This is a genomic window from Oceanomicrobium pacificus (assembly GCF_009833495.1).
Classification (GTDB): domain Bacteria; phylum Pseudomonadota; class Alphaproteobacteria; order Rhodobacterales; family Rhodobacteraceae; genus Oceanomicrobium; species Oceanomicrobium pacificus.
Map to the genome: position 1 here is coordinate 1,218,043 of NZ_WUWG01000001.1, position 10,654 is coordinate 1,228,696.

The window sequence follows — 10,654 nt, forward strand, 5'->3', positions numbered from 1 at the left end:
GGGCAGCGCAACCCTGCGCTGCCCGATTTTCAGAGGCTGAGGGGCTCAGACCTCGTCATCGCCGCCAAGGATCTTGTAGCAGAGCCCGCCGATGATGCCGCCGGCGATGGGCGCGACCCAGAAGAGCCAGAGCTGGCCAAGATACGGCCCGCCGGCAAAAAGCGCCTGCGAGGTGGAGCGCGCCGGGTTCACGGACGTGTTGGTCACCGGGATCGAGATCAGGTGGATGAGCACCAGCGCCAGACCGATCGCGATGGCGGCAAACCCGACGGGCGCCCGCGCATCGGTGGAGCCGAGGATCACGATCAGGAAGAAGGCTGTCAGCACAACCTCGGCCACGAGACCGGCCGTCATCGAGTAACCGCCGGGCGACAAGTCGCCATAGCCGTTGGCGGCAAAACCGTCGGACAGGCTGAACCCCTCCGCCCCTGTTGCGATCACGTAAAGGACGGCTGCACCCAGCACGGCGCCGACCAGTTGCGCGGCCCAATAGGGCAGGATGGCCGAGGCGGGGATGCGCCCGCCCACATAGAGGCCGACCGTTACCGCTGGATTGAAATGTCCGCCTGAGACATGACCGACGGCGAAGGCCATGGTCAGGACGGTCAGGCCGAAGGCCAGCGACACACCAAGAAACCCGATGCCCATGTCGGGAAAGCCTGCGGCCAGAACGGCGGCACCGCAGCCGCCGAACACAAGCCAGAACGTGCCGAATGCCTCGGCCGCCAGTTTTTGAACCATTGTCATTCTCGTCCCCCGTTTGCGTTGTTTTGCATCCCGAACGGTAGCGGCAGCCGGGCGACGCACCCAAACAATTTGCAACCAGAGGTGGCCTGTTGGCGGGATCTGTTGCCGAAATGGATTAACCAAGGTTGGGTAAAAAATGTCACAACCCACCGGAATTCATCGGAATAATTGCTTAATTCCCGAGAATCGGCTAGCTTTGGGCCGTTGTGGTTTGCCTGCGTCGACGTTTCCGGCGCCCGGATCGCTCATTCCGGTGATGGCAAATTTGGGATTGCGTGCCTGTCCGAATGCTGTTGCGGACGAAGTCCGTAACCGTGTTCTTGCAAGCGTTTCCGTATCCCTTTGACGGCCGCAGCGTGTGATGTGGTGACTGTGTATTGGTTCGCCAAAGACAATCGGACGGTCCCTGACCAACAGTTGGCCAGAGCCGGAATGCCCCCAATCTGCACCTGCAGCCGGGCATTTGCCGAACGTAACCGTCTTTGGCGGAAAGTGACGAGTTGAACGTCCGGATGCGAGTGGGGGCCTTGCTCATCCGGCGGTGATTTGGGGACGGAAAGAAGGTCATGATCAGACATACGCTGAAGAAATTCACGCGGGACGAGGATGGTGCCATCACGGCCTACATCCTGATGATGTTCCTGATGATGGTGGTCGCTGCCGGCATGGCGGTTGACTTCATGCGCCAGGAAACCGCCCGCGCCGACTTGCAGAACGCCGTGGACCGCGGCGTGCTGGCCGCTGCCGATTTCAAGCAGACCCTGTCGGACAAGAAACTCGTCGTGCAGGACTATATGAAGTCACGCACCGTCACCAATGCCGAGTTGAAGCTGGTCGTGAACGAGGATCGCGGGCTCAACTATTCGCGGGTGACGGCCCATGCGCGCTACGAGATCCCGACCTATTTCCTGAAACTGATCGGCATCAACACGCTGGCTGTCGTGGCGAGCGGCACCGCCGAGCAGCGCAAGCGCGAGGTGGAAGTGTCCCTCGTGCTCGACATTTCCGGCTCGATGAAGAACCAGCCGATGGTCGACATGAAGGATGCGGCGACCAAGTTCGTCGACATCCTGCTGGCCGAACAGGAAGCGCGGGAGAAGACCTCCATCTCGGTCATTCCCTATTCCGCGCAGGTTTCGGTGCCGAAATGGTTTGCCGACCAATATGCGCTCGACACCTATCACACTTATTCCTACTGCTTCCTCTTCGGCGAGCAGGATTTCAAGGAAGGCGCGCTGCCGACGGGTGTGACCTGGAAACAGTTCCAGCATGTGAAGGACAGCTACTCCAACAACCTCAAGCGCTGGGCCTGCCCGCGGGAGGCCAATACGCTGCTGCCGTTTTCCAACGACCCCACCGCCATCAAGGCGAAGATCAATGGGCTGGAATATGAACACTGGACCGCGATCTACAACGGCATGAAATGGGCCGTGGCCCTGCTTGATCCGGACACGCAGCCGATCGTTGCGAACCTCAATTCGCTGGGCCATGTGATCGACGATTTCGCCGATCGCCCGCTGCCCTACACGGACGAGGACGTGGTCAAGGTCATCGTGCTCATGACCGACGGCGCGAACACAAAGATGCGGCAGGTGAAGGAATCGACCTATTTCTCGAAGTTCACCAAGGGCGTCGACGAACCCACCTACTGGGACAATAATGACGGCTATGACTGGGATGATATCGTCGACAACTACAAGTCGACGAAGATCGGTGACGACTATCTGAAGAACATTTGCGATCTGGCCAAGGCCAACCAGAAGGTCACCATCTACACGATCTACTTTGTCACCAACGACACGTTCGGCGAACCGGCGCTCAAGGATTGCGCCAGCGAACCGAAGGATGTGAACCACTTCCTGGTGAACAGCAAGACCGTGGCCGAAGCTTTCGGCACGATCGCTGCCAACATTCAGAAACTGAAGCTGACGCAATGAGACAGATCCTGCCCCGCCTCACCGGTCACCTCCGGCATTTCTGGTCCGACAGTTCGGGCAACGCGACGGTGGAATTCGTGATCATCGCGCCCGTGCTCTTCTCCACCGTGCTTTCGATCTTCGAAAGCGGCTGGCTGATGACGAAATACATGATGCTCGACCGTGGCGTGGATATGGCGGTTCGGGACGTGCGGCTCGTGAAGAACCCGACGATGAGCCATGACGACCTGAAGGATGACATCTGCAACTACGCCAAGATCTTCAAGGATTGCAGCCGGACGCTGGTGCTGGAACTGGTGCCGCTCGACCTGAACGCCGCCTATCCCGGCAACGAGCCCAACTGTTTCGACCGGACCGAAGAGATCGAGCCGAAGAAGGAATTCAGCACCGGCGCGCATGAGGAAATCATGTTCGTGCGCGCCTGTGTAGTGACCGATCCGATCTTCCCGGGCCTTGGCATCGGCCTGCAGCTGGAAAAGGACAATACCGGTGGCTACCGGATGGTGTCTTTCGGCGCATTCATGAACGAGCCGGCCTGATGCGGGTGATGCGCGCATATATGGTGTCCCGTCTCGCGGCCTTCCGGGCCGACGAGCGCGCGACGATGACCGTGGAATTCTGCATCAGCTTCCCGCTGCTGATGGTCTGGTTCCTCGGCAGTTTCGTCTTCTGGGACGGGTTCCGGTCGCGCAGCCATTCGGCCAAGGCGGCCTATACGGTGTCCGACATCCTGTCGCGTTACAGCTCCGTGTCCGATGCCAATCTCGACGAGCTCTATTCGCTGCAGCAGAAGATGCTGCCGCGGTCGCACAACAGCACCGCCCTGCGGATGACGAGCATCTGTTTCCGCGAAGGGGCCGACCCGTTCTCCAACACCGATGATGAATATTTCGTCGTCTGGTCCGAGGGGCGGGGCATCGCCCAGCCGATGAAACAGAGCGAGATCCCGTTCGCGATCATCCCGGCCATGTCCGACGGGGATTCCATCGTGCTGACCGAATCCTGGGCGCCGTGGCGGCCGCTGGTCGATTGGGTCGGAATCTCCGACATGGTCTGGGAGAGCCACCTTGTGACCCGCCCGCGCTTTGTCGAACTGATCGCCCACAAGGATGTCAGCAGTTCGAATCTCTGCCCGTCGGCGTCGACCTGACGCGCGCTCACACACCGCGTCGGCAACAACTCATCCGCACAAAGAAAAAGGCCGCGTCCCGGGGGACGCGGCCTTTTTTGAAACTTGCGGGGTTCAGCCCTGGCGGGCTTTGAACCGGCGCTGGGTCTTGTTGATCACATAGACCCGTCCCTTGCGGCGCACAACACGGCAATCGCGATGGCGCTGCTTGAGGGAGCGAAGCGAATTTCTGACCTTCATGGCCTCTCTCCTTTTTCAGCGGCGCGCGGTGGCCGGCGCCAAAATCCTGCCCTTGCGGGCCTTGTCTGCTTCTCTTCCCCTGCGGGCGGGGAATGGTGGGCGTAACTGGGATTGAACCAGTGACCCCTTCGATGTCAACGAAGTGCTCTCCCGCTGAGCTATACGCCCGAAAAAGCAATCGGCACCCCCATTCGGCGGCGCCGCGTGCGGTGTCTATAAAAGGAGTCGCGACGGGGTTCAAGAGGCTTTTGACGATCTTTGCGGGGAAGGATAGAAGGGGATCATGGCACGGCAGGACCCCATGGTAGTCGCATTCCGGCGGAGCGATCCGCAGCGTGTAACCACTTGTGCCGTCTTCTCTTCCCCGCATAGCGGCGCGCATTATCCGGACCGGTTCATGGCCGCGTCCCGACTCGGCGCGGCGGAGATTCGCACCTCCGAGGACATGTTTGTCGACCAGCTCTTCGCGAGCGTTCCGCAACAGGGAGCGCCGCTGCTGTCCTCGGTCTATGCAAGGGCCTATGTCGACCTGAACCGCGCGGCGGACGAATTGGACCCGGCACTTGTGGCCGGTGTCCGCCAGACCGGGATCAATCCGCGGGTTGCGGCCGGTCTTGGCGTCATCCCCCGCGTGGTCAGCGAGGGGCGGGAGATCCGCAACGGAAAGATCACGCTGGAGGCCGCGCGCGAACGGATCGAGGCCGCCTACTGGCCCTATCACCAGACATTGCGCGGGTTGCTCGACGAGCAGCGGGAGCGGTTCGGCATGGCGGTGCTGTTCGATTGCCATTCGATGCCCCACGAAGCACTTGCGGCGGCCCCGCTTGTCGGCACGCGCCGCCCGGACGTCATTCTGGGCGACCGGTTCGGCATGGCCTGTGACCGCTGGATCATGGATGGCGCGGCGGCAGCCTTCATGGCGCAGGGATTCACCGTCGCCCGCAACGCGCCCTTCGCTGGCGGGCATATCACCCGCCACTATGGCCGGCCCTCGAAAAACCAGCATGCGCTGCAGATCGAGATCGACCGCGCGCTCTACATGGACGAGGCGCGGCAGGTCAAACGGCCCGATTTCGAAGAGGTCCGGCGGCGGATCGGACTGGTGGCGGCGGATCTGGCCGCGCTCGTGCGGCCCAACGCGGCACTGGCTGCCGAATAGGTCCGGCGCGGCCGCCCCGGCATTCCAAAAAAAAGGGGCCGTGACTAGCACGGCCCAAGTCTAGGGAGGAAACGCCCAATCGGGCGTATGATGCAGTGCATCATGAGGATCATATTGTTTTGCAGTGCAGCAAAAGTCAATTGCAGTTTGGCAAAAAAATTCCCGCTGATCGCAAAAAAATGATTTGCCAGCCGGTCAGTTGAGGGAACGGCCCTTCACGATGGCCTGTGGGCCGAAACGGGCGCGGATCCGGTCGGTGGCGCGTTCCGCTTCGCCGCGTCGTGTCGCGACGGGATCGAGCAGCCCTGCCACCAGATCGCCCTGGCCCGCGTCCGACAGGTGGCTGATCCCGACCCCGATCAGGCGGAACGGCCCCTGATCGGCCACCCGGTCGAGAAGCGCGCGCGCGGTGGAATAGATCGTGTCTGTCAGCTGCGTCGGCACGTCCAGCCGCTGCTGGCGGCTCAGCGTCTGAAAATCGGCGCGTTTGAGTTTCAGCGTCACGACCGCTCCTGCAAGGTCGCGGGCCTTGGCGCGGTCGGCGACCTTCTCCGAAAGGCGCCAGAGATGGCCGTCAAGGAGCGACATGGCGCCGGTATCCTCGAAGAAAGTCGTCTCGTTGGAAATGGACTTTACCGGCGCCCGTGCGGTCACGCGGCGCCGGTCCTGCCCGCGCGCCAAATGATAGAGCCGGTCGCCAAGCCCCCCGAACCGTTTGACCAGATCGCCGTGATCCCAGCGCAAGATGTCGCTGATCCGCCGGATTCCCGCCTCTTCGAGATGTTTGCGGCTGACCGCCCCCACGCCCCAGATCACGCCGACCGGCTGCGCCGCCAGAAAATCGGGCGTCTCTGCCCGTCCGATGATAGAGAAGCCGCGCGGCTTGTCGAGGTCGGAGGCGATCTTGGCGAGAAACTTGTTGTGCGACAGGCCGACCGACACGGACAGGCCCAGTTCGGCCTCGATTTCCGCGGCAAGTCCCGCCAGCATCCGGGCTGGCGAGGCACCGTGCAGCCGCTGCGTGCCGGTCAGGTCCAGGAACGCCTCGTCGAGCGAGAGCGGCTCCACCGCAGGGGTCAGGTGCAGCATCCGGTCGCGAATGTCGCGCGATACATCCGAGTAGACATCCATCCGCCCCTTCAGGACCACCGCTTCGGGGCAGAGTTTCAGCGCCTTGAACATCGGCATGGCCGACTTCACGCCGCGAATGCGCGCCACATAGCAGGCGGTGGAAACGACGCCGCGCTTGCCGCCCCCGATGATCACCGGCTTGTCGGCCAGATCGGGGTCGTCGCGCTTTTCCACCGACGCATAGAAAGCGTCGCAATCGATATGCGCGATGGTCAGATCGTTGAGTTCCGCGTGGCGCAACAGCCGCGGCGAGCCGCAGTCGGGGCAGCGGCCCGGCGTGTCGAACGCCGCGAGACAGTCGCGGCAGATCGCGGGCACGGCGGTGTCGGTCATTCGTCCAGTGTCTCAAAGCCCTCGCCATGCGGCAAGGGCGGGGCGCCAGTGTCAGGGCAATTCGTCGAGGATCGCCTGCGCGGCGGCAGCGGGGTCGTCGGCCTGCCAGACCGGGCGCCCCACGACGATATGGTCCGCCCCGTTGCGAATTGCGTTTGCGGGCGTCGCGATGCGCTTCTGGTCACCGGCGGCAGAACCGAGCGGCCGCACGCCCGGCGTGACGATGAGCCGGCCCTCGGCTTCCGGCAGGGCGCGGATCGCATGGGCTTCCTCGGCCGAGGCGATGACCCCGTCAGCACCCGCAAGGAACGCAAGCCGGGCGCGCTCGGTCACAAGATCTTCGACCTTGCCCGGCTTGATGAGCGCCAGATCGAGGTCGCCCCGGTCGAGCGAGGTCAGGATCGTCACCGCAAGGATCTTGGTCTTGCGCGTGCCGCGTCCGGCCACGGCGGCGCGCACAACATGCGGGTCGCCATGAACGGTCAGGAAATCGAGGTCGAACTGCGCCAGCCCGCTGACCGCCGCCTCCACCGTGGCGGCAATATCGAAGAGCTTCATGTCGAGGAAGATCCGGTTGCCTTTCTCCTTCAACTCGTTGGCCAGCGCCAGCCCGCCGCCCGTCAGCATCCCCAGTCCGATCTTGTAGAAGCCGACCCGGCCCTCCAGCGTGCGCGCCAGGCGCAGACCGTCGAGTGCGGTGGGCACGTCCAGTGCCACGATCAGGCGATCATCAATCATCTCGGAACCTTTCGATTGCAGCTGGCGCAGCCGGCGCCGTTCCGCCCCACTTCTAGGCGGCGCGACAGGGCGGTGGAAGGAAAATCTGGGGGCGTACGGGCCTTGTCGTGGCCCCTGCGAGTGCCCATTTCTTGTGCAAGGGATCGCGCCGATACGGGCGGTCCACAGATCAAGGTCACGTCTGAAGGCGCCGGATTCGGGCCAGCAGACAATCAGACGCTTATAAGGAGTGAGGTATGAACTTCGAAAAGTTCAGCGATCGGGCGCGCGGCTTCGTGCAGGCAGCCCAGACGATCGCAATGCGAGACGGCCACCAGCGGCTGCTTCCCGAACATCTGCTCAAGGCGCTGCTCGATGACGAGCAGGGGCTGAGCGCAAATCTCATCAAACGCGCGGGCGGCGATCCGAACCGTGCGCGCGAGGCCGTGGATGCGGCACTCGCCAAGCAGCCGGCCGTCGAAGGCGGTGACGGGCAGCTCTATATGGACGCCCAGACCGGCAAGGTTCTGGCCGAGGCGGAGAAGATCGCCCAAAAGGCGGGCGACAGTTTCGTCACCGTCGAACGGGTGCTGACCGCGCTGGCCGTCACACGGTCGGGTGCGAATGATGCGCTGAAATCGGCGGGTGTGTCGGCGCAGGCGCTCAACGAGGCGATCAACGATATCCGCAAGGGTCGCACGGCCGACAGCGCGAGCGCAGAGGAGGGCTATGACGCGCTGAAGAAATATGCGCGCGATCTGACCGCCGCTGCGCGGGAGGGCAAGATCGACCCGATCATCGGCCGCGATGACGAGATCCGGCGCACGATGCAGGTGCTGACCCGCCGGACGAAGAACAACCCTGTGCTGATCGGCGACCCGGGCGTCGGCAAGACGGCAATCGCCGAAGGACTGGCGCTGCGCATCGTCAACGGCGATGTGCCCGACAGCATTGCCGGCAAGACGCTGATGGCGCTCGACATGGGCGCGCTCATTGCTGGTGCGAAATATCGCGGCGAGTTCGAGGAACGGCTTAAGGCCGTGCTCACCGAGGTGACCGAGGCCGCGGGCGGCATCATCCTTTTCATCGACGAGATGCACACGCTTGTCGGCGCGGGCAAGTCGGATGGGGCGATGGATGCGTCCAATCTCCTGAAGCCGGCGCTGGCGCGGGGCGAACTGCACTGCGTGGGCGCAACGACTCTCGATGAGTATCGCAAATATGTCGAAAAGGACGCCGCTCTGGCCCGTCGGTTCCAGCCGGTGATGGTCGACGAGCCGACCGTCGAGGACACGATCTCGATCCTGCGCGGCATCAAGGAGAAGTACGAACTTCACCACGGCATCCGGATCGCCGACTCGGCGCTGGTGGCGGCCGCGACCCTGTCGCACCGCTACATCACCGACCGGTTCCTGCCCGACAAGGCCATCGACCTGATGGACGAGGCTGCCTCGCGGTTGCGGATGGCCGTCGACAGCAAACCCGAAGAGCTGGACGCGATCGACCGTGAACTGCTTCAGAAACAGATCGAGGCCGAGGCCCTGAAGAAGGAGAAGGACGACGCCTCGCGCGACCGTCTGGACCGGCTGGAAGGCGAATTGGCCGAGCTGAAGGAAAAGTCCGCCGAGATGACCGCCCAGTGGCAGGCCGAGCGCGACAAGCTCGCCGGCGCCCGCGACATCAAGGAAAAGCTCGACCGTGCGCGGGCCGAGCTGGATCAGGCCAAGCGCGAGGGCGACCTCGGCAAGGCGGGCGAACTGTCCTACGGCGTGATCCCGGGGCTGGAGAAGCAGCTTGCCGAGGCCGAAGCGGCGGAGGATGACGTGATGGTCGAGGAAGCCGTGACCGCCGAGCAGGTGGCCTCTGTCGTGGAGCGCTGGACCGGCATTCCGGTCGACCGAATGCTCGAAGGCGAGCGCGAGAAACTGTTGCGCATGGAAGAAGAGCTCGGGCGCCGGGTCATCGGCCAGCGCGCGGCGGTCGAAGCCGTATCGAACGCGGTGCGGCGGGCGCGTGCCGGCCTCAACGATCCGGGCCGCCCGATGGGCAGCTTCCTGTTCCTCGGGCCGACCGGCGTTGGCAAGACCGAGCTTACGAAGGCACTCGCGGAGTTTCTCTTCGACGACGAGGCCGCGCTCACCCGCGTGGACATGTCCGAGTTCATGGAGAAACATGCCGTCGCACGTCTGATCGGCGCGCCTCCGGGCTATGTCGGCTATGACGAGGGCGGTGTGCTGACGGAAGCCGTGCGGCGCAAGCCCTATCAGGTTGTGCTTTTCGACGAGGTGGAGAAAGCCCATCCGGACGTGTTCAACGTGCTGTTGCAGGTGCTCGATGACGGGCGGCTGACCGACAGCCAGGGCCATGTGGTCGATTTCAAGAACACGCTCATCATCCTGACCTCGAACCTCGGCTCGCAGGCGCTGTCCCATACCGGGGACAATGCGAATGCGGCGCTTGAAAAGGCGCAGGTGCTGGAAGCGGTGCGCGGGCATTTCAAGCCCGAGTTCCTGAACCGGCTCGACGAGCAGGTCGTCTTCGACCGGCTGTCGCGCGCGGATATGGACGGGATCGTCGAGATCCAGCTGCGCCAGCTCTCCGGTCGGCTTGCCGACAGGAATGTCACGCTCGCGCTCGACGAGGGCGCGCGGACATGGCTCGCCGACAAGGGATATGACCCGGTTTACGGTGCGCGGCCTCTGAAACGTGTGATGCAGACCCATCTGCAGAACCCGCTCGCGGAGCAGATCCTGAAAGGTGCGATCCATGACGGGGACACAGTTCCGGTCGAGGCCGGACCGGCCGGGCTCACGGTGAACGGCGAAGCACCGGCCGACGGAATCGAAGCCGCGACGATTCACTGATCGCCGGCACAGAAAATGCCCTGTCCGGCCGCCCCAGAGCGGTCGGGCAGGGTGCTCCGGGAGTGACGGGCCTTGTAAAACAAGGGCTTTTTGACCGCCTGGAAAAAAATCGACGGAATATGACCATTTTTTGAAAAAAGCGCTTGCGCGACTCTGCGGATATCCCTAGATAACGCCTCACCGGAGCGAACAACACGGTCGCCACGGTAACAACAACGGAGATGACGGGCGGCGGCGGCGCCATACAGGCGCAACCAAAACTTATTGTCTCCACGCTCTTTGAAATTTTGATACAGATGAAGAGATATGCGGGCGGTTTGGTTCGTTTCGACGACCGGACGTTTTGCATATCGGCTCTTTAGGGGTTTCGGCTCCGATGATGAGAGTGTCAGCTTCA

10 protein-coding genes and 1 tRNA gene are annotated in these 10,654 nt (G+C 63.1%); 5 read left to right on the forward strand and 6 right to left on the reverse strand.

Annotated elements, in window-relative coordinates; genetic code table 11:
• Positions 1–45: 45 nt before the first annotated feature.
• Positions 46–741, reverse strand: a complete 696-nt coding sequence (gene aqpZ / locus GSH16_RS06005) for an aquaporin Z (RefSeq protein ID WP_160853073.1) — start codon at positions 739–741, stop codon at positions 46–48.
• A 572-nt stretch (positions 742–1,313) separates the two neighbouring features.
• Here aqpZ and GSH16_RS06010 point away from each other — a divergent pair.
• From GSH16_RS06010 to GSH16_RS06020, 3 genes are read left to right on the forward strand one after another with little or no spacing between them, the layout of a single operon-like run.
• A complete protein-coding gene (locus GSH16_RS06010; RefSeq protein ID WP_160852849.1) occupies positions 1,314–2,684 on the forward strand; it encodes a TadE/TadG family type IV pilus assembly protein in 1,371 nt (456 codons plus the stop codon).
• Positions 2,681–3,223, forward strand: a complete 543-nt coding sequence (locus tag GSH16_RS06015; protein ID WP_160852851.1) for a TadE/TadG family type IV pilus assembly protein — start codon at positions 2,681–2,683, stop codon at positions 3,221–3,223. Before GSH16_RS06010 ends, GSH16_RS06015 begins: the two co-directional genes overlap by 4 nt.
• Positions 3,223–3,834, forward strand: coding sequence for a TadE/TadG family type IV pilus assembly protein (locus tag GSH16_RS06020; protein ID WP_160852853.1), 612 nt, complete (start codon positions 3,223–3,225; stop codon positions 3,832–3,834). Before GSH16_RS06015 ends, GSH16_RS06020 begins: the two co-directional genes overlap by 1 nt.
• Before the next feature lie 93 nt (positions 3,835–3,927).
• On the opposite strand, the gene ykgO is transcribed toward GSH16_RS06020, so the two are convergent.
• Both ykgO and GSH16_RS06030 read right to left on the reverse strand, forming a co-directional pair.
• A complete protein-coding gene (gene ykgO / locus GSH16_RS06025) occupies positions 3,928–4,053 on the reverse strand; it encodes a type B 50S ribosomal protein L36 (RefSeq protein ID WP_010141322.1) in 126 nt (41 codons plus the stop codon).
• 93 nt (positions 4,054–4,146) lie between these two features.
• Positions 4,147–4,221: transfer RNA gene (locus GSH16_RS06030), tRNA-Val, on the reverse strand.
• Between the two features lie 133 nt (positions 4,222–4,354).
• Between GSH16_RS06030 and GSH16_RS06035 the strand changes: the two genes are divergently transcribed.
• Entirely contained in the window at positions 4,355–5,212 is an 858-nt protein-coding gene (locus GSH16_RS06035; protein WP_160852855.1) for an N-formylglutamate amidohydrolase, read from the forward strand.
• 195 nt (positions 5,213–5,407) lie between these two features.
• Here GSH16_RS06035 and GSH16_RS06040 read toward each other — a convergent pair whose 3' ends face one another.
• Together GSH16_RS06040 and pyrF are read right to left on the reverse strand one after the other, a co-directional pair.
• A complete protein-coding gene (locus GSH16_RS06040) occupies positions 5,408–6,661 on the reverse strand; it encodes a DNA polymerase IV (RefSeq protein ID WP_160853075.1) in 1,254 nt (417 codons plus the stop codon).
• Between the two features lie 66 nt (positions 6,662–6,727).
• Positions 6,728–7,414 carry an orotidine-5'-phosphate decarboxylase gene (gene pyrF, locus GSH16_RS06045; RefSeq protein WP_160852857.1) on the reverse strand — a complete coding sequence of 229 codons (687 nt, stop codon included), beginning with the start codon at positions 7,412–7,414 and terminating at the stop codon, positions 6,728–6,730.
• Positions 7,415–7,650: 236 nt separating this feature from the next.
• On the opposite strand from pyrF, the gene clpB reads away from it, so the two are divergent.
• Positions 7,651–10,257, forward strand: a complete 2,607-nt coding sequence (clpB, locus tag GSH16_RS06050) for an ATP-dependent chaperone ClpB (protein WP_160852859.1) — start codon at positions 7,651–7,653, stop codon at positions 10,255–10,257.
• On the opposite strand, the gene GSH16_RS06055 is transcribed toward clpB, so the two are convergent.
• Positions 10,251–10,654, reverse strand: a 404-nt coding sequence (locus GSH16_RS06055) for a hypothetical protein (RefSeq protein WP_160852861.1), incomplete at its 5' end; no start/stop codon positions are given. The two genes, clpB and GSH16_RS06055, sit on opposite strands and share 7 nt — an antisense overlap.

What these genes read in the sequence shown, in the direction of transcription:
- pyrF (WP_160852857.1), bottom strand. Translation starts at nt 7,414, where the DNA reads ATGATTGATGATCGCCTGATCGTGGCACTGGACGTGCCCACCGCACTC.
- GSH16_RS06015 (WP_160852851.1), top strand. Translation starts at nt 2,681, where the DNA reads ATGAGACAGATCCTGCCCCGCCTCACCGGTCACCTCCGGCATTTCTGG.
- ykgO (WP_010141322.1), bottom strand. Translation starts at nt 4,053, where the DNA reads ATGAAGGTCAGAAATTCGCTTCGCTCCCTCAAGCAGCGCCATCGCGAT.
- GSH16_RS06010 (WP_160852849.1), top strand. Translation starts at nt 1,314, where the DNA reads ATGATCAGACATACGCTGAAGAAATTCACGCGGGACGAGGATGGTGCC.
- GSH16_RS06020 (WP_160852853.1), top strand. Translation starts at nt 3,223, where the DNA reads ATGCGGGTGATGCGCGCATATATGGTGTCCCGTCTCGCGGCCTTCCGG.
- GSH16_RS06035 (WP_160852855.1), top strand. Translation starts at nt 4,355, where the DNA reads ATGGTAGTCGCATTCCGGCGGAGCGATCCGCAGCGTGTAACCACTTGT.
- aqpZ (WP_160853073.1), bottom strand. Translation starts at nt 741, where the DNA reads ATGGTTCAAAAACTGGCGGCCGAGGCATTCGGCACGTTCTGGCTTGTG.
- clpB (WP_160852859.1), top strand. Translation starts at nt 7,651, where the DNA reads ATGAACTTCGAAAAGTTCAGCGATCGGGCGCGCGGCTTCGTGCAGGCA.